The 22822-nt window shown below is 42.7% G+C and carries 23 protein-coding genes; 16 read left to right on the top strand and 7 right to left on the bottom strand.

Annotation, left to right across the window (positions count from 1 at the left end):
* Positions 1–105 precede the first annotated feature (105 nt).
* The 3 genes from nadA (at position 106) to ACP26M_RS21855 (ending at position 3037) form a co-directional block, all read left to right on the top strand.
* Complete coding sequence (nadA, locus tag ACP26M_RS21845; protein WP_090532733.1) at positions 106–1098, top strand: quinolinate synthase NadA; 993 nt, start codon at positions 106–108, stop codon at positions 1096–1098.
* Between the two features lie 452 nt (positions 1099–1550).
* Entirely contained in the window at positions 1551–2597 is a 1047-nt protein-coding gene (gene thiL / locus ACP26M_RS21850; protein ID WP_112653137.1) for a thiamine-phosphate kinase, read from the top strand.
* Complete coding sequence (locus ACP26M_RS21855) at positions 2597–3037, top strand: hypothetical protein (RefSeq protein WP_426583267.1); 441 nt, start codon at positions 2597–2599, stop codon at positions 3035–3037. Before thiL ends, ACP26M_RS21855 begins: the two co-directional genes overlap by 1 nt.
* 305 nt (positions 3038–3342) lie before the next feature.
* Here ACP26M_RS21855 and rmuC read toward each other — a convergent pair whose 3' ends face one another.
* From rmuC to ACP26M_RS21870, 3 genes are all read right to left on the bottom strand, one after another.
* Positions 3343–4713, bottom strand: a complete 1371-nt coding sequence (rmuC, locus tag ACP26M_RS21860; protein WP_426583269.1) for a DNA recombination protein RmuC — start codon at positions 4711–4713, stop codon at positions 3343–3345.
* Between the two features lie 78 nt (positions 4714–4791).
* Positions 4792–6219 carry a DUF4932 domain-containing protein gene (locus ACP26M_RS21865; RefSeq protein ID WP_426583271.1) on the bottom strand — a complete coding sequence of 476 codons (1428 nt, stop codon included), beginning with the start codon at positions 6217–6219 and terminating at the stop codon, positions 4792–4794.
* A 104-nt stretch (positions 6220–6323) separates the two neighbouring features.
* The gene (locus tag ACP26M_RS21870) at positions 6324–6557 is read right to left on the bottom strand and encodes a hypothetical protein (protein WP_426583273.1); all 234 of its coding nucleotides are present in this window, start codon (positions 6555–6557) and stop codon (positions 6324–6326) included.
* Positions 6558–6653: 96 nt separating this feature from the next.
* Here ACP26M_RS21870 and ACP26M_RS21875 point away from each other — a divergent pair, with 96 nt between their 5' ends.
* Positions 6654–7034, top strand: a complete 381-nt coding sequence (locus tag ACP26M_RS21875; RefSeq protein ID WP_426583275.1) for a hypothetical protein — start codon at positions 6654–6656, stop codon at positions 7032–7034.
* A gap of 6 nt (positions 7035–7040) precedes the next feature.
* On the opposite strand, the gene ACP26M_RS21880 is transcribed toward ACP26M_RS21875, so the two are convergent.
* The 3 genes from ACP26M_RS21880 to ACP26M_RS21890 are packed head-to-tail and all read right to left on the bottom strand — an operon-like array spanning position 7041 to position 10164.
* Entirely contained in the window at positions 7041–7523 is a 483-nt protein-coding gene (locus ACP26M_RS21880) for a gliding motility lipoprotein GldH (RefSeq protein WP_426583276.1), read from the bottom strand.
* A complete protein-coding gene (gene ricT / locus ACP26M_RS21885; protein WP_426583278.1) occupies positions 7520–9016 on the bottom strand; it encodes a regulatory iron-sulfur-containing complex subunit RicT in 1497 nt (498 codons plus the stop codon). Before ricT ends, ACP26M_RS21880 begins: the two co-directional genes overlap by 4 nt.
* 2 nt (positions 9017–9018) lie before the next feature.
* Positions 9019–10164, bottom strand: coding sequence for an ATP-binding protein (locus tag ACP26M_RS21890; protein WP_354485241.1), 1146 nt, complete (start codon positions 10162–10164; stop codon positions 9019–9021).
* A 178-nt stretch (positions 10165–10342) separates the two neighbouring features.
* On the opposite strand from ACP26M_RS21890, the gene ruvX reads away from it, so the two are divergent.
* From ruvX to ACP26M_RS21925, 7 genes are all read left to right on the top strand, one after another.
* Positions 10343–10753, top strand: coding sequence for a Holliday junction resolvase RuvX (gene ruvX / locus ACP26M_RS21895; protein WP_426583281.1), 411 nt, complete (start codon positions 10343–10345; stop codon positions 10751–10753).
* Positions 10754–10805: 52 nt separating this feature from the next.
* Positions 10806–11615, top strand: a complete 810-nt coding sequence (gene dinD, locus ACP26M_RS21900) for a DNA damage-inducible protein D (protein WP_426583283.1) — start codon at positions 10806–10808, stop codon at positions 11613–11615.
* A 58-nt stretch (positions 11616–11673) separates the two neighbouring features.
* Positions 11674–12312, top strand: coding sequence for an O-methyltransferase (locus ACP26M_RS21905; protein ID WP_426583285.1), 639 nt, complete (start codon positions 11674–11676; stop codon positions 12310–12312).
* A 3-nt stretch (positions 12313–12315) separates the two neighbouring features.
* Positions 12316–12858 (top strand): glycoside hydrolase family 73 protein, encoded by a 543-nt coding sequence (locus ACP26M_RS21910; RefSeq protein ID WP_426583287.1) that lies wholly within the window; start codon positions 12316–12318, stop codon positions 12856–12858.
* 62 nt (positions 12859–12920) lie between these two features.
* Entirely contained in the window at positions 12921–13757 is an 837-nt protein-coding gene (locus ACP26M_RS21915; protein ID WP_426583289.1) for a glucosaminidase domain-containing protein, read from the top strand.
* A 126-nt stretch (positions 13758–13883) separates the two neighbouring features.
* Complete coding sequence (locus ACP26M_RS21920) at positions 13884–14693, top strand: hypothetical protein (RefSeq protein WP_426583291.1); 810 nt, start codon at positions 13884–13886, stop codon at positions 14691–14693.
* A 146-nt stretch (positions 14694–14839) separates the two neighbouring features.
* On the top strand, positions 14840–15862 hold the full coding sequence (locus ACP26M_RS21925; protein WP_426583293.1) for a DUF3078 domain-containing protein: 1023 nt from the start codon (positions 14840–14842) through the stop codon (positions 15860–15862).
* A gap of 3 nt (positions 15863–15865) precedes the next feature.
* Here the strand turns inward: ACP26M_RS21925 and ACP26M_RS21930 are convergent, their stop codons facing one another.
* Entirely contained in the window at positions 15866–17068 is a 1203-nt protein-coding gene (locus ACP26M_RS21930) for a DUF3738 domain-containing protein (RefSeq protein ID WP_426583295.1), read from the bottom strand.
* Positions 17069–17197: 129 nt separating this feature from the next.
* On the opposite strand from ACP26M_RS21930, the gene ACP26M_RS21935 reads away from it, so the two are divergent.
* The 5 genes from ACP26M_RS21935 to ACP26M_RS21955 all read left to right on the top strand — a co-directional run bounded on the left by ACP26M_RS21935 (position 17198) and on the right by ACP26M_RS21955 (position 22776).
* On the top strand, positions 17198–18703 hold the full coding sequence (locus tag ACP26M_RS21935) for a sensor histidine kinase (RefSeq protein WP_426583297.1): 1506 nt from the start codon (positions 17198–17200) through the stop codon (positions 18701–18703).
* Positions 18700–19383, top strand: coding sequence for a response regulator transcription factor (locus tag ACP26M_RS21940; RefSeq protein WP_426583299.1), 684 nt, complete (start codon positions 18700–18702; stop codon positions 19381–19383). Before ACP26M_RS21935 ends, ACP26M_RS21940 begins: the two co-directional genes overlap by 4 nt.
* 71 nt (positions 19384–19454) lie before the next feature.
* Positions 19455–20783, top strand: coding sequence for a signal recognition particle protein (ffh, locus tag ACP26M_RS21945; protein ID WP_090532696.1), 1329 nt, complete (start codon positions 19455–19457; stop codon positions 20781–20783).
* A gap of 246 nt (positions 20784–21029) precedes the next feature.
* Positions 21030–21773, top strand: coding sequence for a hypothetical protein (locus ACP26M_RS21950; RefSeq protein ID WP_426583301.1), 744 nt, complete (start codon positions 21030–21032; stop codon positions 21771–21773).
* A 79-nt stretch (positions 21774–21852) separates the two neighbouring features.
* Positions 21853–22776: a hypothetical protein gene (locus ACP26M_RS21955; RefSeq protein WP_426583303.1), complete on the top strand. Its 924-nt coding sequence runs from the start codon at positions 21853–21855 to the stop codon at positions 22774–22776.
* Positions 22777–22822 lie beyond the last annotated feature (46 nt).

The following is a 22822-nucleotide window of genomic DNA, read 5'->3' on the forward strand; positions in this document are numbered from 1 at the left end:
ACTTTTAAAACAAAAATTACTCCGACTTTTGCACATTACCAACACCCTAATAAACAATAGTTCTTTTTAATTTAAAAATTAGTTGTTATTAATTGAATTGTGGAAATGAATACCTTCGAAGAAATAAATCTGAAAGGATACGTGGATGAAGAAATTGATCCGACGCTTGATCTTTTCGCGGAAATCGAAAAATTAAAAAAGCAAAAAAATGCGGTGATCCTGGCGCACTATTACCAGGATGGCGATATCCAGGATATTGCCGATTACATTGGCGATAGTTTAGGATTATCTCAACAAGCCGCCAAAACGGATGCCGATATCATTGTTTTTGCAGGTGTACATTTCATGGCCGAAACTGCCAAGATCCTGTCGCCAACCAAGAAGGTTTTACTGCCGGATATGAAGGCAGGTTGTTCATTAGCAGATAGTTGTCCGCCACACTTGTTCAAAAAGTTTAAGGAAAACTATCCCGATCACCTGGTGATCACTTATGTAAACTGTACGGCTGAATTGAAAGCTTTAACCGACATTGTTTGTACATCAAGCAACGCTGTGCAGATTGTAGAGAGCTTACCGAAGGATCAGAAGATCATTTTCGGACCTGATAAAAACCTTGGCGCGTACGTAGCCAAAAAAACCGGTCGCGACCTGGTATTGTGGAATGGGGCCTGTATGGTTCATGAGATATTTTCGAGAGAAAAGATCACCAAACTAAAGGAACGTCACCCGGGTGCAAAGTTGTTGGCACATCCTGAATGTGAGGACGTTATACTGGAAATGGCCGATTATGTTGGTTCAACAACCGGAATTTTAAAATATGCCGGCAGCCACCAGGACAAGGAATTTATTGTAGCGACGGAATCGGGCATTTTACACCAGATGCAAAAGGAAAACCCGGATAAAATTTTTATTCCGGCGCCACCAAACAACAACTGTGCATGCAACGATTGCCCGCACATGAAGCGTAACACACTGGAAAAGTTATACCTGTGTTTGAAAAATGAAACGCCTGAGGTAACTGTACCACAGCATATCATTGAAAAAGCAGTGAAACCGATTGAGCGCATGCTTGAGATTTCGGCACAGCTGGGATTGTAGTTCTTTGGGATTACACCGATACAAGTTGACTTCACCGATTTTTTATCAGTTGGATGGCCTTGATCAGGAAGTTATAAACCGGGGAATTGTGGAAAACCGGGAGCTATAAAATTGAAGGTATTTTTAGTGTAAAAGTGCCTTCTTGCTTGTAAAAAGGCTAAAAATCGTAAAAAATTTTTCCGCCAAAGGCGGATATAAGGTATAAAGGTAGCAGCCCGAAAACTTGGGTTATCCACATTGTTGTTAAAAAGTATAAAAGCCGAAGGGTAGCGGGAGTCGATATATTTGTTGTCCGTTTTTGGCGGTGAGAAAAATCTGGTTGGTATGCGACCAAAAAGTGTAAAAAAAATTTCCCGCCTTCGGCGGAAGGTGTAAAGCGGGTTGCGGCCTAAGATGTATAAAAATGTAAATTTAAAAGTCTCCCCTTTTAGGGAAGATTTAGAGGGGCTAATATGTTTGAAAATCAGGATAGAACCAATTTAGAGGAACTTGGCGAATTTGGCCTTATCGGTCACCTTACAAAAAATATTAAGCTTACTAACGAAAGCTCAAAAAAGGGAGTTGGCGACGATGCGGCCGTACTTGATTTTGCCGGTAAAAAAGTGCTGGTGAGTACCGATATGCTGTTGGAAGGGATCCATTTTGATTTGGCGTACACGCCGCTTAAGCATTTGGGTTATAAAGCGATACAGGTAAACCTGAGCGACATTTACGCGATGAATGGAATAGCGTCGCAGGTTACCGTGTCTATCGGCATGTCGAGCAAATTTCCGCTCGAAGCCATTGAGGAGCTTTACCAGGGGATCTATATCGCCTGTGAAAAATATAATGTGGATTTGATCGGTGGAGATACAACATCGTCAAAACAGGGACTGGTGATCAGCGTAACCTCTATCGGATATGCTGACGAAGCTGATATTGTATACCGCAATGGTGCCGAAGAAGGCGACCTGATCTGTGTATCAGGTGATTTAGGCGGCGCTTATACCGGCCTGCAACTGCTGGAGCGGGAAAAGCTGATCTACCTGGAAAATCCTAATATTCAGCCCGATCTTGAAGGTAAAGATTACATCGTGGAACGTCAGTTAAAACCCGAAGCCCGACGGGATGTGGTGGAATTGCTGAAAAGCATCGAAGTAAAACCAACCGCGATGATAGACGTATCTGACGGTTTGGCTTCCGAATTATTACACATCTGCAAGCAAAGCAACAAAGGCTGTAACCTGTACGAAGAAAAAATTCCGCTTGATCCGATGACCTTTGAAACGGCCCGCGAATTTAACCTCGATCCTACTATTTGCGCGCTCAGCGGCGGTGAAGATTATGAATTGTTGTTTACCGTGAAGCAGGCAGATTATGATAAGATCAAGTTTAAAATGGACATCAGCATCATCGGCTATATCACCGAACCATCGGCGGGTTGTAACTTGATCACCAAAAGCGGCACTGTACACGAATTGAAGGCCCAGGGCTGGAACGCGTTTAAAAAAGCCGAGTAATGCTGCAAAATATTTTCGATAAATTTTACCTTAACAATCATCCCGATGGCAAGCCGCCCGGGGCTTTTGTGAAGGGAATTTTATTGCTTTACCTGGGCTTGCTGATCCAAACGTTGAATAATTACCTGGACGGTTTCAATTTTTCGGCCATCCTGTTTGTATTCGTCGCTGTCGGCTTTTTGATCTTTGTTACCGGCGAAGGAAAGAAATGGGCCCGGATCATCCTTTCGGTTTTGATACTGCTGAATGTATTTTTCCTCGGATCATCGTTGCTGTATAGTTTCGGCATTTTACAAGATAGTTCGGCTCCCAAAAAAGCTATAGAAATGCCGGTTTACCTCATCATTTTAACCCTCGCCGAGATCATTGTTGAACTATGGGGATGGGCGCTGATGTTTACCAAAGAGGCCGATTGGTGGTTTGAAAGAAAAAATAGTTAATTATTTATAATATTCTCGTAGCCACCGCTCGGCTCCTGCCGAGCGGTGGCTGTCTAACGGCCTCTGGCCACCGTAAATAAGCAGGGCGTATACAGGCCGGAGGCCTGGTAATAGTGGCCATTCGGCAGGAGCCGAGCGGCGGCGGAAAGACATAATTAAGACATGTCATTGCGAGCGATAGCGTGGCAATCTCGTAGCTGTGCTGTCCAGAATGCAAATCCGTCCTGTATGGCGACGAGACTGCCGCGTCGCTCCTCAACTAAAACCCTTTGCTGCTACTCGCAATGACATGATTTTTTAACTGCTTACTCTTCCCCAATATATTTTTGATCTATTTGCTTGTCCGCTTTTGCTCCCAACTTTTTGATCTTTTCGGCGGTAGTTGTCAGGTTGCCCCTACCCTCTGATAGTTTATTGATAGCATTATTATAAGCCGATTGCGTTTGGTTGATATTTTTGCCAATGCTATCCATATCACTCAGAAAACCAACAAACTTATCATACATATCGCCGCTTAAACGGGCTATTTCCAATACATTACGGTTTTGGCGTTCCTGTTTCCACATACTGGCAATGGTACGCAGAGTAGCCAGCAATGTCGACGGACTAACGATCACCACTTTCCTGTCCCAGGCGTAATTGAACAGCTCGCCATCCAACTGTACGGCAATGCTGAAAGACGATTCTATCGGTACAAAAAGCAGCACAAAATCGGGCGAATTGATCTTATATAAATCGTGATACTTTTTGGCTGAGAGACCGGCAACATGCCCGCGGATGGATTCCACATGGGCTTTGGCAAATAGTTTTCGGTCGTCTTCAGTATCGGCATTAACCAACTTTTCGTACGCAATGAGAGATACTTTGGAGTCGATGATCAGGTGCTTTTCATCGGGTAGGTCGATGATCACATCGGGTTGATATCTTGTACCGTCTGTGGCCTGCATGGCGGCTTGGATGCGGTATTCCTGGTCTCTAACGAGGCCTGAGCGTTCCAGTACCCGCTCCAAAATTACCTCGCCCCAGTTACCTTGTTTTTTGTTATCGCCTTTAAGTGCTTTGGTAAGATTTTGGGCCTCATCGCTAATCTGTTTGTTGAGATCCATCAGCTGCGTGATCACCCCTTTCAGGGTGTTCCGCTCGGCCGCTTCCATGTTATAGACTTTCTCTACCTTATCTTCAAAAGCCTTCAGGTTTTCTTTTAGCGGGTTAAGAATAACATCTAAATTACTACGGTTGATATCGGTAAATTCCTTCGATTTTTCTTTGAGCAGTTTTTCGGCCACATTTTCAAATTCGCGCTGAAACTGTGTGCGTATCTGTTCTATTTCGGCCTTTTGTTCCTGTAGTTTTTCCTGCTGCGATTTATAATAGGCCCGGGCACTTTCTAAGGATTGATTGGCCTGTGCAAGTTGGGTACGCTCGTATAAAAGTTCGTCAATCAGGCGGTTCTTTTCCTCCTTTAAAAAGTTGGTAATGCTTTCTTTTTCAGCAGCTAAGCCATTAGATTTTTCTTCGGCTTTAGCCAATAAAATTTTAAACTGATCATGCTCATACCGGAGTTTGCTCAACTCCTCGGCAGAGATCAGCTCAACTGCTTTTGGTTTTTTCAGGAATAGAAAAACTGCAATCAGTAGGATGATCAGGGATACAAATACTAATATAATACCAGTCATTTATTGATAAAAATATTAGTAAAGTAAAGCATAAATTTTTATAAATACTAATAAAGTTAATCAGGAAAGGCAAGTGAATTAAGGGATGGGACTATTTTCTGTTTTAAAATTCAGGATATAGTTTTGCACAGCATAGCCATCGCTTGCCCGCATCATACCGCCGGCAATATTTATCTGGTATTCGGTATTGGGCTTCAGGCTAACTTTCATAATAATGCTTTTGTTATCATTAGCAAAGGTAAATTTTGCCGACTTAGGATAATGATCTATACCCTTGGCTCCCGGGCCAAAAAAGTACTTTATGCCATCCAATTTTTTATCAAAATCAAATATAATTTCAGTTGTGTTGGCTCTTATTGTAGTATCGCCGTTTTTGAAAGGCCTTACTGCTATTACCCGGGCACAATGTTGCTGATAGTCTTCATCGTAAAAACTGATATTTGGCGCCAATTTATTGTAAAAGACGACAATAACAGGCATAAAGCTTTCAAGTGTAGGATAAGTTTTTCTGTTTGATTGATATTGACCAAGTAAATTAACCAATGGCCGCATCCAAACAAAACCTCTGGCCAATTGCTGCTTAAGCTCTTGTTCGGCCACCAATGTATCGGTATTATGAGTTTTCAGGTAACTGATTACCGATGCCCTTACTAAGGCTTCGTTTATCATTGTTTTCCACTCGCCATAAGCTTGTTTCCGCATTTTTGTGCGCTCCTTTTCGTAAATAAGCGCACCCGCATCTCTCAATTGGCTTTCATAATTATCGGTAAGATAATTGATAAATGAATGGTTAAACTCGTGGATCAATGTAGGCAGATAAGATGCCGCGTCATAAGTAGGTAAGCCTTGCTCATCAAAAGTACCAGAACCAATAATTGCATATACTTTTTTGGTATGATCGTTTAAATAAACATGTGGCCCGTAGTTTCCTCCGCCATTTCCAAATCCTATGATAATATTGAAATTTTCGGCTGGCGCTTTACCATAAAATTTATAATACCAGGATACATCCAGCTTTTTAAACAGGACATTAAAACGGCTTTCGGCTATAGCATAATCAGCTAAATGGGCATGGAAAAACCCATCGAAGTCAGTGTCTTTATAAAATTGCTTTAATAGGACAGTAAATTTTACAGCGCTTTCCAGGGTCCACCTTTTGTCTGGTAAAGAGACTGAAAAAGGTACTAATGGTTCTAATGCCGGTGGTTCATTTAAGTGAACGGCCATTGACATAACAGCATCGTAGCTAATGCCGCTGCTGTCCCTCAGTTCCCGGGCGTATTGAATGAGCGGATGGTCAATAAATTTATCAAAATGCTCGTGAATATCCGCAACGTATTTAACATTGTCAGGTGCATTGTATTCTACGTTACCCGCTAAACGGAAAACAATGCTCAGCAATTCTACACGTTTATCAATCCGGGGCGTTGCTATAGTATTATTAGTTTGAGCTGATAACACTAAGGGAAAAAAGATGATAAGAAAAGATAGGTTTAGGTATTTCATTTAATAAAAAGGTTAAAAGCAACAAAAAAGCAAGCTCCTGAAGGTAGACTGATCAGCTAATTCTTAGTTTAATCATGAACAAAAGAAATAGTGATCAGCCGGTATTAATGCACCGGATGTACAGCCGAATCGGTATCGGCACCAAGCGTAGTGGTGTCTGCTGAATTAGTTGTAGTGTCGGTGGTTCGGGCTGTTGAAGTTTTTGTTGAATCGGCAGGGCCGCTGTGGCCTTTGGTCGCGCTGGTATCGTTTTGGCGGTTCGGGCTTTTATCCGAGCTGTGGCATGAAGTAAAGGCTATTCCGGCGGTTATAAAAAGTAGAAAGATGATTTTTTTCATGGTTGATGTTTACGGCCTAATGGTAATAATATGATCGGTTTAGTATTGTAATTTTGTTCGCTGGTATAAATTAAGCATATTCACAAATAAAAAACAATGATGAAGCAATTGATTTATGGGATATTAATAAGCTTGTTGTTTGTGTCCTGCTCAAAAAAGAGCACAGATCAACCACCGCAGCCCCACACTATAAAAGTTACGGTAAGCGCTGCAGATGCCTTTAATGTTTCATTATCTGAATATAAAACAACGGATAGCAGCCCTAAAATAGTTGATGCGAAAGCTGTTGCAAAAGGATCATCATACAACTATATTGCTACATTGAATCAAAACGACCAGGTAACCCTGGTTGTTGCATCAGACGTTAGCAATACCGTAACTTACAGAATTTACGACAATGATAAAATAGTTGTACAGGATACCGACAGGGAAGTGTTGACGCATGGCTCGGTTACCGTTACCTATAATATCCCTTAGTATAAATTATTGGGCTTTCTCTATCCTTAACCCCACATCGCTGATCTCATGAAGTGGGTTATCGCGCATGTTTTGTTCTATCTGAAAACGGTAAACGCCTTTTGTGGGGAAATGATAATCTTTACGCAAAAGCACCTGGTAGCTGTAAAGGTTGCCTGATCCCTTGCCCAGCCATTCGCCATCGGGATTGGCCAGCTTTACTTCAAAACGCGTAGTATGCATTTTTTTATCGGGCGAGATTTGACTAACCAATACAAATATGTTGGAATATTTATAGTTGCCCGTAACCCGTAAATTAAGGTATTGGTTATAGGCAACTTTTTCATCATCAACTTTAACATCAAAGTTTACGCGGTTAACGTACGACCAGTTATGATCGGCAATTTCGGTGTTGGTATCAATGATCCTGTTAGGATCGGTACAGGAACCGGCAAACAGGGTTACCAATAACAATACTGCCGGGTAAATGATATTTAAAGCCCGTTTCATTCAGGTTTTGCCTGTTGATTATTGTTGTTGTTATTATTCCGGTTTGGGCGGTTTGGCCTACGGCGCCTGTTGTTATTCCCGCTTCCCTCACCCTGTGGTTTTCCTTCGCCTTGTGGCCCCGGTTCACCCTGTGGTCTTGGTTCCCTCTGAGGTTTGGCTTCGCCCTGAGGCCGGCCCTCTCCCTGCGGTCTGTTTTGCTGCGGAGGTCTGTTACCATGAGGCCTGTTACTATTTTGCTGCTGACGGTTTCCTTCAGGACGCGGCTGCTGTGCCGGTTTTTCCTGTGGATTACCCGATCCCTGCTGAGGCTGCTGATTGGCTGGTTTGCCCTCGGCTTGCGCCTGGCCTCCGGGTTTCTGGTTTTTATTGCGGTTTTTGTTCTTCTTTTTATTGTTATTGCGCCGTTCGTCGAGGCGGGTAAGGCTGTCCTGGCCAACCACGTTTTCGTAATCGAGCGCTTTTGCGGCTGGTGTTTCAATTTCAACAATTTCACCAAGGTCTTCGGGGATCACACCATCTTTATTCTGCTGCTGAATCTCTTTAACCTTTTTTATTGGTAGTGGAACCCATGATTCTTCTCCCGGGTAGCTAAACCACATTATTTTTTTAAAGATGTCGGTTTTTTGCAGGCGGGCATCCCCTTTTTGGGTTTTAAGGGTGTTTACATTATCAGGGATGTATTTTAAGGCATCCATGTAAGTATCCAGCTCGTAGTTAAGGCAGCATTTCAACTTGCCGCACTGGCCGGCCAGTTTCAATGTATTTAACGAAAGGTTTTGATAACGAGCTGCCGAAGTAGATACGGTTTTAAAATCGGTAAGCCATGTTGAGCAGCAAAGCTCGCGGCCGCATGAACCTATGCCGCCTAAACGGCTTGCTTCCTGCCTCATGCCAATCTGCCTCATCTCGATACGGATGCGGAAGGTTTCGGCCATTTTTTTGATAAGTTCCCTGAAATCAACGCGGCCTTCGGCCGTATAATAAAATGTAGCCTTGGTTTTATCGCCCTGGTAATCCACATCACTCAGCTTCATGCTCAGGTTAAGGTCAAGCGCCAGCTTGCGCGATTTGTGCATGGTTTCCCATTCCATATCCTTGGCAGCTTTCCATTTGTCAACATCGGCAACGGTAGCTTTACGGTAGATCTTTTTTACAACATCGGCTTCCTTTACATGGCGTTTTACCATTTGCATACGCACCAGTTCGCCGGTAAGCGAAACATGGCCAATATCATAGCCACCTGTAGTTGCTTCAACAGCAACCAGCTCGCCGGCTTCGAGGTAAATATTATCGTTGTTTAAATAAAACTCCTTGCGCGAGCCTTTAAACTTAACTTCAATAACCTGGAACGGCTTATAGTTAGTTGGCATGTCCATATGCGACAGCCAATCGTAAACATCTAATTTGCTGCAACCATTAGTAAGGCAACTGCCGTTACTTTTGCAGCCCGCAGGCGAACATCCGCCACCTGTTGAGCAACTTCCACATCCCATAATTAACTTGGCATATATTGATTCCCCGCAGGGACATTTTTATTTATTAGTATTTTAATAATTTGTAAAGATACATCTAAAAATAAGATTTTGGGATTAGCGTTGCGCTCCACATGATAATGTGCTTTTTCCAGCTCATCAATAATCATTTGCGATTTGCCAATGCTCAGCACATTACTCATTTTTTGAGCCGTGTCCAGTTCCTTTGCCGGTAAATGTACCAGGCTACCCGCTCCGGCAATGAGTAAACAGCACTCGCGGATAAAGCTGGTACCGTAACGCAAAAAGTTTTTTTGGTTTTCGCGCCCCATTTTGGCAAACTGCTCCACAAAAGCCATTACCTCAATTCCCTTATTGCCAAAGCAATAGCGCAGCCACTGTACAAACAGCTCATGGTAGCTTTTGTTGTCCTGTTGCAGCATGGCCAAAGCTTCGGTCATGTTGCCATTGCTCAAATAAGCTATTTCGGCAGCGGCTTCTTCGGTTTGGTGATGGACGCTTATTAAGTGTGCCTTAATTTCATCGTACTCCAAAGCGGGTATTTTAACCAGCTGCGTACGGGATAATATGGTGTTCAGGATTTGATCCTGGTTTTGGGCTACTAATAAAAACAGTGTATTAGGCTGCGGTTCTTCAATAATTTTAAGCAAAGCATTCCCCTCTTTATCGAGGTATTCGGGCAACCAGAGGATCAGGATCTTATACTCCGATTCAAAAGGCTTAAAGCTTAGTTTTTTAATGATCTGGTGACATTCGGCAATATTGATATTGGCCTGTTTATTTTCGGCATCCAGGTATCCGCGCCAAATATCCAGGCTCAAATATGGGTTAGCCGTTAAAGCGCCGCGCCATTGCTCAATAAAAGTAAGCGCTGTATCATCTTTATGTTTTGCAAAGAAAGGGTAAGAAAAATGCAGGTCCGGGTGCATCAGTTTCTGGTATTTCCGGCAGGAAGAGCATACCCCGCATGAGTCGCCGGGCTGCTTGTCTTCGCAGGAAAGGTACTGGGCATAGGCAACAGCAAGCGCCAGGCTGCCCGAACCTTCGGGGCCTAAAAATAGTTGCGCGTGGCTTACCCGGTTCTCGCTCACCGTGTTAAGCAATCGTTGCTTTGTTGCTTCCTGTCCTACTATTTCTTTAAACTGCATTTGGTGCAAAATAGTAATTAGATATGAGATTTTAGATGTGAGATATGAGACAGGGATATTTTTTGACAATGAGTGAAAGATATTACATTTATAATTTTCACCCGTTTTACAGAGGCGATAGAGATAAATCTCAAATCTCATGTCTCACATCTAATCTCACATCTCATATCTTTACCAAATGAGAGTAATGGCTTTTGATTATGGTACCAAGCGCATCGGCATAGCGGTTACTGATCCTTTGCAGATCATCGCTACCGGGCTTGATAATATCCACCCCAATAATATCATCGAGTTTTTAAAAAAATATCTGCAATCAGAACAAGTGGAGCGTTTCATCGTAGGCGAACCAAAGCAGATGGATAATACCCCTTCGCAATCGGCCATTCATGTAAAAGGTTTTGTGAACCTGTTAAAGAAAACATTCCCCGAAATCCCTATCGAAATGGTTGATGAGCGTTTTACCTCAAAAATGGCATCAGCAACTATCGCTCAGAGTGGCATGAACAAGAAGAACCGTCAGAATAAGGAACAGGTAGATATTATATCAGCAGTGATATTGTTGCAGAGTTGGATGAGCGAGAAGTTTTAAGAATAAATACTATTTTTTTTAGCAAATTAAAAATAAAGTGTATTTTTAATTTATGGAAAACAAAAGCGTTTTTGAAGAAATTAAACATTTGAATGGTATTGGCCAGGAATATTGGAGTGGTAGAGAACTATTTAAAATACTGGATTATATCAAGTGGGATAAATTTCTTAACGTGATTGCTAAAGCAAAAGAGGCATGCACAAACGTCGAACAGGATCCGGAATACCATTTTCCCCGGGTGGAGAAAATGGTCGAAATTGGTTCTGGGGCAAAAAGAGATGTTGGTGATTTACATCTGTCGAGATATGCATGTTATTTAATTATTCAAAATGCGGATCCGGCAAAAGAGGTTGTTGCCTTGGGCCAAACTTATTTTGCTGTGCAGACAAGAAAACAGGAAATTCTTGAACAAGGGTTTGAGCAACTAAAAAGTGAAGAAGAAAAGCGACTGTATTTAAGAAAGGAAATGGCTGAGCACAATAAACATTTGGCCGATGCTGCAAGGGATGCCGGTGTGATACAGCCGTGGGAATACGCAGTTTTTCAAAACCACGGATATATGGGATTATATGATGGATTAGGAGCCAAAGAAATTCATAATAAGAAAAACTTAAAAAAAGGCCAGAATATATTGGATCATATGGGCAGTACAGAATTGGCAGCCAATCTTTTTCGTGCTACCCAAACCGAAGAGAAATTAAAACGAGAGCAGATAAAAGGGAAGAAAAAGGCAAATGATACGCACTATGAGGTTGGTAAAAAAGTAAGGCAAACAATAAAAGAATTGGGAGGAACAATGCCTGAAGATTTGCCTGCTGAGAACAGTATAAAAGGGTTAATTAAAGGAAAAAACCCCGAGTAATCACATCTTCAAAAGCGCGCAGAATTTCCACTAAAAATAAATTCCGTACATTTGCAGGATGGATATTCTCCCTAATGCCTTACTGGCTTACTTAGATGACCATTGCGACCCGGAGCCGGAGGTGCTTAAAAAGCTCAACCGCGAAACGTATATCAAGGTGTTAAAACCTAACATGCTATCGGGGCATTATCAGGGCAGGCTGCTTAGTTTTTTAAGCAAAATGGTGCAGCCTAAACGAATCCTGGAGATAGGTACCTATACAGGCTACTCGGCTATTTGCCTGGCCGAGGGTTTGGCCGACGGCGGCATCCTCCACACCATCGAAGTTAACCGCGAAATGGAGGAGATCATCACTTCACATCTTAAACTAACAAATGTTGAAAACAAAATAAAGCTGCATTTTGGGCCCGCAGAGGCCGTTATTGCTGATTTACAGGAAGATGTTTTTGATTTGGTGTTTATTGATGCGGATAAAAAGAATAATTATACTTACTTTGAATTAGTTTTTGACAAAGTCAGATCCGGAGGATTAATAATAATTGATAACGTTTTGTGGAAAGGAAAGGTGTACGGCGCTGAAAAAGATGCCGATACTGAAGGAATCCGCAAACTAAATGACCAGATAGCTGTTGATAGCAGGATAGAAAAATTGATCCTGCCGGTACGCGATGGGCTGCTGGTTATCAGAAAAAAATAAATTATGAAGAAAATCTTACTGATTACAACACTGTTGATTTCAACATTAGCTGCTTCAGCACAGAAAAATACCTCACAATCTTACATTGAAAAGTTCAAAGATGATGCCATTAAGATCATGCACGAAACCGGGATCCCGGCAAGCATCGTTTTAGGTGTAGCCATGCATGAATCGGGTTGCGGCAACAGCACCATAGCACAAAACCTTAATAACCAGTTTGGAGTAAAAGGTTATAATACCGTAGTTTATACCAAACACAACAAAAAAGTTCGTACCTCTTATAAAAGATACGAGTCGGTTTTTGACTCGTTCCAGGACTTTGCACGTATCATGACCGAGCGCAAGCAGTTTAGCCACCTGGCCGACGCGCTTACCCATTATGATTATAAAGGATGGGCAAAAGGTATTCAACGTGCCGGTTATGCCGGTAGCCGCAGATGGGCATCGCAGGTTTTGGGTATCATTAACAGGTATAACCTCAATGACCTGGATGAAAATCCGGCAAACCAAACGCAATTGGCCGACGCAACAACTAAACAGCAATAATTACGTTTATAAAATCTTAATTTGGCCCCTGGTTATATGCCACATAATAAGATTTAAGCCTCATGCGAAAAACCATATACCTGTTCATTGCTGTAGTTTGCCTCAATTCATGCTCTGCCCGCAAAAAAACCACTACAGTATCAAACCGCGATGCCAAACGCAATAACAGCATTATCCAAAAGGCTAATAAGGATGCTATTGCCAATTACCGGTCATACAACTCGTTAGAATATATTGACCGCTTTAAGGCCATCGCCATTCAGGAAATGAACCAGTATGGTATCCCGGCCAGTATCACCCTGGCGCAGGGCCTGTTTGAATCGGGCGCGGGCAATAGTGACCTGGCCAAATATGCCAACAATCACTTCGGCATAAAATGCACCAGCGACTGGACCGGCAAAAGCTATTATAAGGATGACGATAACGTGAATGATTGCTTCCGCGTTTATGATAACCCGGAAGATTCCTTCCGTGACCACTCGGCGTTTTTAAAACGTAAAAATTACGCTAAACTTTTTGAGCTGGATAAGAACGATTACGAAGGCTGGGCATATGGGTTGAAAAAGGCGGGGTATGCCACTAATCCTAAGTATCCGCAGTTGCTGATCAATATTATTGTAAAATATAACCTCGATCAGTATGACCGCCCCGAAGGCGAGATTGCTAAAATTAAACGGGAAGACCGTGTATTATCGCAGATCAACGATAGCATTGGTAAACCCGTTCAGGATACCCTTTCCAAAACCCCGCCCGACGATAAGATCTACACCGTAAAACAGGGCGATACACTATACAACATATCCAAACGTTTTGGAATAACTGTTGATGACCTGAAAGCGTTAAACAGTATGAGCGACAATGGCATTAAAATTGGCCAGAAGCTTGTTGTCGTAAAATAGAGAGTCAAGACAACAAGAATCAAGAGTCAAGAGAATTTGAGATTAGTTATCACCGAATATTTATCTTGATTCTTTACTCCTGATATTTTGGCTCTGTCTTCGAAAGGTTAATTGTTGTTAAATTGTATGATCACCCGCTGTGCAACACGTATTTTTGCATCCTCAATGAAACTGTGGACGCTTTTAATATGTTTGGCCCTGACCGCAACTAAAGTTTTTGCCCAGCAAAAAACCGTTGACGGGGTTGTGTTTGATAAAGACAGCAAAGACCGCATTGCCAAAGTTAATGTACAGAACATCACCACCGGCAAATCAATTTACAACACTTTTAAAGGTGAATTCAAGATAGAAGCCCAACCCGGCGATATGCTTGTTTTTACAAAATCAGATCATCATCCTGATACTTTGAAAGTGCAAGGCGGCGAATCACTGGCCGTTTATATGAAGCGCACTGCTATCCAGCTTAAAGAAGTTATCGTGCGTGATACCCTGCTTAACCCGCAAAAACGGCTGGCTGCAACCAAAAACGATTATACCAAAATCTTCGGCCCGCTTAACAATAAAGATTTATTGAGCTTTGGTCCTGGTGGCGCCGGTTTAAGCATTGATGCTATTTACAATGCGTTAAGCCGAAGCGGCAGAAACGCCGCCCATCTGCGCGAAACTATTGAGAAAGACTATCAGCAAAGTGTTATTGACTATCGTTTTAACCGAACTTATGTTGGCGCCATAACCAATTTAAAAGATCAGCAGCTTACCGACTTCATGTTGCGGTACCGCCCCGGTTATTACCTGGTAAAAACCGCCAGCGACTATGAGTTTATAGCCTCCATCAAAACCAACCTCAATCGTTTTTTAAAGTATAAGAAACGCCCGTATTCCCTCACCCCGCTTGTTACGCCCGAAGACAGTAAGAAGGATCTTGGCCGCGAATAAGGTTGATTAACCTTAATACAACGTTCATTTTAATATCCGGAAATTCCAATATTTTTACCCAAAAGTCGTTTTCCAGACTAAACCCTGAAGCAACATTTTTGTTTATTGTGGGTAAAAAAGGAGATTTTTGCTTTAATTTGTTTACTATGTTAAAAACAAAACCGGGATTACTAATACTCGCATTATCAGTCACGTGCGTTTTATCAGCAAAAGCACAAACCGATACCCTGAAAAAAGATAGTGTTAAAATAGACACTGCCGTACTTAATAAATACCGGATAAATTCCCGCAAAAATGCCATCCCCACGCGGGTTCGCCCCATACAGATCCAGCGCGAAATGGTACCTGTTACCATGCTCGATTATAAAGTAAACTACTGGAAAAAGGTAATCACATTCGGGCTGAACTTTAGCCAGTCGGCTTTTAGCAGCAATTATGCGGCAGGTGGCGTAAGCGCGGTGGCATTGGGTTCAAATTTTATTTATCATACCGAATATAACAAAGCGCCGTTCAGTTATGTGTCGGAGCTTAACCTTACTTACGGGGTATCAAAAAACAAAGGTCAGGGCAAGCGTAAAACCCAGGACCGTATTTATTTTGATAATAAAGTAGCTTCGCAATTATCAAAAAGCTGGTATTTTTTCGGTGCGTTGACCTTCGAGTCGCAGTTTGATAAAGGCTTTAATTATGTCGATCAAGGCAATGGCAAGTTCGATCAGCAGTATATTTCAAACTTTATGTCACCGGGTTATCTTACCGAGTCTGTCGGTTTTGAGTATAAGCCAACAGGCTGGTTCGATCTGCGTTTAGGTACCGGTACTGCAAGGCAAACTTTTGTACTTGATGATAAGATTCACATCAAGAAGCCCGATAACTACGGCGTGGATACATTAAAGACTGTTAAAAATGACCTTGCGTTCCAGGTTGTGGCCCTATTTGATAAAGATATCGCCAAAAACATCCACCTTAATACGCGTTACGCGCTGTTTATCCCCTATGCGCAATCGCCTAAGTTCATCACACACCGTGTGGATTTGGTATTATCGGCAAAGGTTAACAGGCTCATCAGTGCAACAGTTAACGGTACTCTGCTTTACGATAAACACACCGCCGCCGAAGCCCAGGGCTATGAAGGTATTGGGTTGGGGATGCTGTACCGGTTCCCGTAAGTGTTATTTATAAAACACCAATACTTTCATTTTACGTTCGGCCTTATCCAGTATAAGGCCGAGCTTGTTTACAGACTGTACTACTCCCTCTTGCGTACGCAGATCGACCGTGGTTTTTATATCGTATTTTTCTTTCAACCCGGTTTCATCCACAACCGGGCGGTCAAGGTCATTGCTCAAATAATCATTTGCGAAATTTGCCAACGACACAGATGTCCCGTTATACCCTTCCCCGCTAAAACGGATCATCGATTTATTTTGCGTTGATACCTGGAATGCCAATTTTTGGTCTGGGTTTACTCTGAGAACATAAACAGGGATTAATTTTTCGGCTATCCGGGCTTTTATAGGTAGTGACGTAAGCAGCTTTTTTTGCATGATGCGGTTGAGGCTATCCTTATCTTCGGGTTTAACTAACAGGTCAAAACAATAAAGAGAATTTTTATTATCGAAATCGCATACTGCTTTTTCATCAATCTCGTAAACGATTTGTTTAGATGAGGTAATGTCAAACGCGTCTTTATATAAAACATCTGCGCAAACATTAATATAGCTAACCCTCCTGCCTTCATATGGCGCATTGAGATAATGCCTGCCCATGCTTTGCTGCCCCTTCATGTAGCCGCGAATGGTAAAACTTTCGGCAATAGTACTATCTACACCAAAAATGTCTTTGCGGTTGTTTACAGGAACCTCTTTTACTTCGGCAGATGATTTAATGGTTTTACCGCTCATCAGGTTGTTGATAAACCGCTGGTTTACCAAATCTGTTTTTACGAGTGCTACTACCATGTGCCTGCTGTTAATGATGGCGCTTTGCCCAACAGATGAAAGCCCGAATGCTTTGTATAAAAAGAACGAGGTATCGCTGGCGAGCCACAGGGCCGACGGTTTTTTGATTAGATATTTTTTCAACCGTGTAACCGGCTCGTTTGATATGGCTATAACCCTGATTTTACCTTCATTTGCTTTTTGCAGCTTAGCCAGGGTATCCATTTCGGGAATACATGGGCTGCACCAGGTTCCCCAAAAGCTCAAAATGTAGAACGGTGCTTTAGTCGGGTCGGCAAGGTTAACGTTCAATGCCGGCGCATTAATAATTGGTTTTATAACAATGGCGGGCATGACATCGCCAGGTTTTAAAGTTTGTTGTGCCGATGTTGAAAAAAAGCAGGCTGATAAAAGAATAACAAATAGTTTTTTCATGACAGGTACGGATTTTATACCTGCAAAAATGAAGAGTGTAAAAACAAAACTGTGTTATCGGGCAAGTTAACTAACGTTATATTATGTTAACAGCGGGCCATATTTAATGCCGATGTTTTACATTTGGTTATGCCTAAAAGTACCCGATTTGTTATTGTAGTATGCGCCGTAGCCATTGCCATGGTTTTACTGCTGCAATTTTACTGGGTAAAAAACTACTATATTGTAAACCAGGCCACCTTTGAAAAAGAGGTGAACATGGCTTTTGAGGACGCATTAAAAAAGGAGTTTAGCCTCCGTTGTGATACCATCCAGCAACTGCTTGCCAAACGGCTGATGGATACTACCGAGTTTCTGATTACCAGCAGGTTTGATACAGCAGAGAAGAAGAACATTTTTACCATAGCAAACGCCCATCAGCCGGGTCAAAAGTTTTCATCTTCGGCATTAAGCTTTCGTGGCATTAATAAGGCGTTATTGCCCGGGGACACGGCTTTTAAATGGGCAATAGCCACGCGTTTTGCCTACACCATGCGCACTGAAGATCTGCAAAACCATGTTGTATACTATCGTACCCAAAATCTGGGTGGTTTTATGGTAGATAACGTCAATAAGTATGATTTTGATACAACCCGCCTAAGGCCGGTGCTTGCCCATTACCTGAAGGATAGGAACATCGAGACTCCTTTCCGGTTTTATGTACGCGAAACCGACAGCACAATGAACCGGAGCCATTTTGATGAAAAACTGCTGGCCCGCTATCCTATCATCACCAAATCGTACCCAACTTACAAGCAAAAGGGAAAAGAACAATATGTAAGGGCTATGTTCAGTAATCCTTTTTCATACATCATAGGGCGTATGGGGTATATGTTTGCCGGCTCGCTATTGCTTATCGCTTTGGTGGCTTTTAGCCTTATCTATCTGTTACGTACCCTGTTCAGGGAAAAAAGGGTGTCAGCTATCAAAAATGATTTTATCAGTAATATCACCCATGAATTCAAAACGCCCATCGCTACTGCTTCGGCTGCAATTGAAGCACTAACTGGTTTTGGTGTGCTTGATGACGCTGAAAGGACCGGGCGTTACCTCGCCCACTCAAAAAATGAACTGGAAAAGCTGTCGGCATTGGTTGACAAAGTGCTGAACATTTCAATGTATGAAAACCAGGATTTTAATATCAAACCAGAACCGGTTGATCTCGACATCGAAATAAGAAAGTTCTTAACCAACGCCACACTGCTTCCCGGAAAAGAAATTAACTGGAATTATGTAAACGACACGGGAATAAATTGCGTAACGGCCGACAAATTGTATTTTGAACATGCTGTTAATAACGTGATTGATAATGCGCTTAAGTATTCGGGGACCAATGTACAATTGCAGATAAGTATCTATATAAAAAGCAGTTTTTTAGTCATTGCCGTGAAGGATAATGGGATAGGCGTAGCGGCTAACAATCTGTCGCTGGTATTTGAGAAGTTTTACCGGGTACCCACAAACGCGCATCGGATAAAAGGTCATGGCCTTGGACTTAGTTATGTAAAAAGTATTATTGAGCGGCATGGAGGCTGGTGCAAAATGGAAAGTGAGCCAGGAAAAGGGAGTATACTAAGTTTAGCCTGGCCAATATGATTAGCCATAAAGTTTTATTAGTTGAAGATGAGCCGGTACTGGCCGAAATTGTGCAGGAAAGCCTGCAGTCGCGCGGGTTTGAGGTGGTTTATGCCGATACCATCGCTCACGCAAAAGGTGTTTATTACGATAACAAGCCCGATATTATAGTACTTGATGTAATGCTGCCTGACGGAAGCGGATTTGATTTTGCCCGGCAGATCAGGAACGTGGATACAGATTTGCCCGTTATTTTTTTAACTTCAAGATCGCTGCCTCAAGACGTGGTTGAAGGTTTTGAAAGCGGCGGCAACGACTATTTAAAGAAGCCGTTTAGCCTGGAGGAACTCATTATTCGGATAAGGGCTTTACTGAGTAAAAACAGGCTGGTGACAACTAAAAGTGCGGGCATTACCAAAATTGGCCGGTATTCGTTTCATTATCCGCAAGGGGAACTCAATTTTGAACAGAACAGCCGCATGTTGACCACTCGAGAGGGCGAAATTCTTAACCTGTTGATTATGAGTAAAAACCAACTGCTTAATCGTGATGAGTTATTGTTAAGCCTTTGGCAAAACAACGATTATTTCAGTAGCCGGAGCCTTGATGTATTTATTACCAAGCTGAGGCGTTATTTGAAAGATGACCCATCAGTATGTATCCTCAACGTTCGTGGCCGAGGATATAAGTTAATCTACTAAGTAATTGAGTTAATATAGTTCAAAATCATACCTTTGCATTCTTATAAAAAGGATTAAAGTTTTTTAATATAATGTTTGAAAATCTTTCGGATAAACTCGACAGGGCGTTCAAGGTCCTGAAGGGTCAGGGAACTATTACTGAAATAAACGTGGCCGAAACTATGAAGGAGATCCGCAAGGCCCTTCTTGATGCCGACGTTAACTATAAAACCGCCAAAGCATTTACCGATGATGTAAGGCAAAAAGCGCTTGGTAATAATGTATTAACATCTATTTCGCCAGGCCAGCTGCTTACCAAGCTCATGAACGATGAGCTTACCGCGTTGATGGGCGGTACAACGGCCGATCTGAATTTTCCGGCTACTCCTACCATCATCCTTATTGCCGGCTTGAATGGTGCTGGTAAAACAACCTTTACCGGTAAGCTTGCCAATTATTTAAAAACACAACGCAATAAAAAACCATTACTGGTTGCTGATGATATTTACCGTCCGGCGGCTATTGATCAGCTGGAGGTTTTAGGCCAGCAAATAGGTATCCCGGTGTATGCCAATCGCGACTCGAAAGACCCGGTTGCTATTGCCCGCGAAGGTATAGCCCAGGCTAAGCAGAACGGTAATAACGTGGTGATTATTGACACCGCCGGCCGTTTGGCTATTGACGAGGCCATGATGGTGGAGATTGAGCAGGTAAAAGATGCCGTAAAACCACACGAGATCCTGTTTGTGGTTGACTCCATGACCGGTCAGGATGCTGTGAATACTGCTAAAGTGTTTAATGACCGCCTGGACTTTACCGGTGTGGTATTAACCAAGCTTGATGGTGATACCCGCGGTGGTGCTGCATTATCAATCAAATCGGTTGTTAATAAACCTATCAAATTTATTGGTACCGGCGAGAAGATGGAAGCGCTTGACGTTTTCCACCCTGATCGTATGGCATCAAGGATCCTGGGCATGGGCGACGTGGTGTCGTTGGTTGAACGCGCTCAGCAGCAGTTTGACGAGAAGGAAGCAGCCGAGCTTCAGAAGAAGATCCGCAAGAACAAGTTCGACTTTAACGACTTTTACGGCCAGATCCAGCAGATCAAGAAAATGGGTAACATGAAAGATCTGATGGGCATGATACCTGGCGTGGGTAAAATGATGAAGGACGTTGAGGTTGATGATAACGCGTTTAAAGCGATAGAGGCCATTATTCAATCTATGACACCGTTTGAAAAAGCTAACCCTGAAACCATTAATCAAAGCCGCCGTAACCGTATAGCCAAAGGTTCGGGCACCGATTTACAGGAAGTTAACCGCCTCATGAAGCAGTTTGATGATATGAAAAAGGTGATGAAGCAAATGAGCAATCCCGCTGCTATGGCCAACATGATGCGCAGGATGCCTAAAATGTAAAGTAGGTATATCCTATAAAAAGAACGTCTCTTGCCAAAAGCAAGGGGCGTTTTTTTTGCCCCATTGCTGATGAACAAAATGAACATATGTATAATTTATTATACACAATTTCACACTTTTAGATGCCGGAAGTCATTAAAATGTCATTTACTGTGCAATGGCACTTGCTTTGTTTTACTGCAGCGAACAGATGAGGGCCCCAAATTTACCCCACCCCTCATATATTAATGAACTAAAAAACTAATCATGAAAAAGTTAATTAAACCCGTTTTATTGACCGCCGCGTTATTTGCATTTAAAGTTGGTTCGGCCCAGGTTAATCTTGGAGCAACTACCGCAACTAAAATAGCTACGCGGGTAGCTACACCAACTGTGAATGCGGCATCTATAGCGCAAAAAGCGGTTAACACAACCTCAACCGTAACCAACCAGGCTGCAACACAGGCTCAAAGTGTAGCAGCGCGGACAGCCGCTCAAACCCAGGCTACCACCAACCAGGCCGTAACGGGCGTTGCCGCCAGTGAGGCCGCTAATGTTAACAGCAACGTTGCCTCAACCGTAAATGCTACGGCAGGTACAACAGCTGCACAAGCCGGCGTTAGCAGCAATACCTCAGCCGCAGGTACTGTGAATGCAACAGGAGTAACAGCAACAGGCGAAAAAGCATTAACCACAACCGAAGGTGTTGCCACTAACACTACCGAAAAAGTAAGCAGCAATGCTGCCGCTTTAAGGGCTGGCGCTACAACAACTACAGGTAAAACAGCGGTGGCCGCAGGTAATAGCGCCGATGCTGTTAGCAAAAATGTGAGTGTTACCTCGTCCGGTAACCTGAACAGCACAGGTAACGTGGCAGCGGGCTCTAAAAAGCTAAATACCGGGTTCTCAAATAGCAGCGCTTCCAGTACTGCTGTAAAGGCGGGAAAGAAAAGCGTTACTGTTAAAACTTCGGGCAAGAGTTCAGCCAAGCTGAGCGCTGCCAAACAGTAATAGTATTTACATACATTAAATCAAAAAGGCCGGCACCGGCCTTTTTGATTATCCGCACTTTTTTTATTCAACATTAGCTATGAAAAAACTTAAACTTATCCTGCTGCTGGCTTTGGCCGGCCCTGCGGTTTATGCCCAGCAAAAACCTGATACCGTGGCAAAAACAAAAGAGTTGTTTGTAAATGCGGGTTTGCAATATCTTTCAAACCTTACCTATGCCGGCCGGCGCGATGAAAGCAGTGTTCCGGTGCTTCTTCCCTCGGTTACATTAGTTAGCAAGCAGGGCTTTTTTGTAAACGCTATCGGCTATTTTGATCTTAATGGCTCCAAATCAGGCACCGAAGGCCTTAGCGTTACGCCGGGCTATGTTTTCGCGTTTGATGCAAAACGGTATTATGGAGGCAATGTATCGGCCACCAAATATTTTATCACCAAAAGCAGTCCCATAATACTTTCTTCATTTAATGCCACGCTCGACGGGCAGTTGTATGCTAATCCGGATGATATTGTAAAATTTACCGCGGGCATCAGCTATAGGTTTAATAAAAATAACAGTAATGACGTTGTTAATACGGCCGAATTATCAAAAGAAATTTTTGCCCTGAAAACAGGAGTGGATAAAAAAAGCGGGCTAAAAGTTACTCCTACCGCCACGCTTTATGCCGGTACACAATCGTTCTACCAAACTTATTATACCGAATCGCAGGTTACCCGCTCGATAGAGCAGCCCCAGCAGCAAACACCTATTAATATCCTGTTTCCCAGTCAGCCAAAGCAAACTATCATAACGCAAACGGTAACGCAGCAAAACCAGCGCGAGGTAAGGCAATATAAGCTGCTTGCTTTCAGCGGATCGTTGCCTTTAACCTATGCTATTAACAAGTGGCAAATCCTCTTTACGCCCTACCTCATCAAGCCATTTAACCAGGTTGATTATGTAAAAAACACCAAAATGAACGGGCTTTACTTTTTGTTCACCACAGGGGTTAATGTAACGTTTTAGCAATGTAAAAATGTGATAAACCATATGGCCGGGAAGGGCGGATAAC

This window comes from Mucilaginibacter sp. R-33 (assembly GCF_049949235.1).
GTDB lineage: Bacteria > Bacteroidota > Bacteroidia > Sphingobacteriales > Sphingobacteriaceae > Mucilaginibacter.

Bases quoted from the DNA above. Each gene is read 5' to 3' on its own strand.
- nadA (WP_090532733.1), top strand. From the start codon at position 106: ATGAATACCTTCGAAGAAATAAATCTGAAAGGATACGTGGATGAAGAA.
- thiL (WP_112653137.1), top strand. From the start codon at position 1,551: ATGTTTGAAAATCAGGATAGAACCAATTTAGAGGAACTTGGCGAATTT.
- ACP26M_RS21855 (WP_426583267.1), top strand. From the start codon at position 2,597: ATGCTGCAAAATATTTTCGATAAATTTTACCTTAACAATCATCCCGAT.
- rmuC (WP_426583269.1), bottom strand. From the start codon at position 4,713: ATGACTGGTATTATATTAGTATTTGTATCCCTGATCATCCTACTGATT.
- ACP26M_RS21865 (WP_426583271.1), bottom strand. From the start codon at position 6,219: ATGAAATACCTAAACCTATCTTTTCTTATCATCTTTTTTCCCTTAGTG.
- ACP26M_RS21870 (WP_426583273.1), bottom strand. From the start codon at position 6,557: ATGAAAAAAATCATCTTTCTACTTTTTATAACCGCCGGAATAGCCTTT.
- ACP26M_RS21875 (WP_426583275.1), top strand. From the start codon at position 6,654: ATGATGAAGCAATTGATTTATGGGATATTAATAAGCTTGTTGTTTGTG.
- ACP26M_RS21880 (WP_426583276.1), bottom strand. From the start codon at position 7,523: ATGAAACGGGCTTTAAATATCATTTACCCGGCAGTATTGTTATTGGTA.
- ricT (WP_426583278.1), bottom strand. From the start codon at position 9,016: ATGGGATGTGGAAGTTGCTCAACAGGTGGCGGATGTTCGCCTGCGGGC.
- ACP26M_RS21890 (WP_354485241.1), bottom strand. From the start codon at position 10,164: ATGCAGTTTAAAGAAATAGTAGGACAGGAAGCAACAAAGCAACGATTG.
- ruvX (WP_426583281.1), top strand. From the start codon at position 10,343: ATGAGAGTAATGGCTTTTGATTATGGTACCAAGCGCATCGGCATAGCG.
- dinD (WP_426583283.1), top strand. From the start codon at position 10,806: ATGGAAAACAAAAGCGTTTTTGAAGAAATTAAACATTTGAATGGTATT.
- ACP26M_RS21905 (WP_426583285.1), top strand. From the start codon at position 11,674: ATGGATATTCTCCCTAATGCCTTACTGGCTTACTTAGATGACCATTGC.
- ACP26M_RS21910 (WP_426583287.1), top strand. From the start codon at position 12,316: ATGAAGAAAATCTTACTGATTACAACACTGTTGATTTCAACATTAGCT.
- ACP26M_RS21915 (WP_426583289.1), top strand. From the start codon at position 12,921: ATGCGAAAAACCATATACCTGTTCATTGCTGTAGTTTGCCTCAATTCA.
- ACP26M_RS21920 (WP_426583291.1), top strand. From the start codon at position 13,884: ATGATCACCCGCTGTGCAACACGTATTTTTGCATCCTCAATGAAACTG.
- ACP26M_RS21925 (WP_426583293.1), top strand. From the start codon at position 14,840: ATGTTAAAAACAAAACCGGGATTACTAATACTCGCATTATCAGTCACG.
- ACP26M_RS21930 (WP_426583295.1), bottom strand. From the start codon at position 17,068: ATGAAAAAACTATTTGTTATTCTTTTATCAGCCTGCTTTTTTTCAACA.
- ACP26M_RS21935 (WP_426583297.1), top strand. From the start codon at position 17,198: ATGCCTAAAAGTACCCGATTTGTTATTGTAGTATGCGCCGTAGCCATT.
- ACP26M_RS21940 (WP_426583299.1), top strand. From the start codon at position 18,700: ATGATTAGCCATAAAGTTTTATTAGTTGAAGATGAGCCGGTACTGGCC.
- ffh (WP_090532696.1), top strand. From the start codon at position 19,455: ATGTTTGAAAATCTTTCGGATAAACTCGACAGGGCGTTCAAGGTCCTG.
- ACP26M_RS21950 (WP_426583301.1), top strand. From the start codon at position 21,030: ATGAAAAAGTTAATTAAACCCGTTTTATTGACCGCCGCGTTATTTGCA.
- ACP26M_RS21955 (WP_426583303.1), top strand. From the start codon at position 21,853: ATGAAAAAACTTAAACTTATCCTGCTGCTGGCTTTGGCCGGCCCTGCG.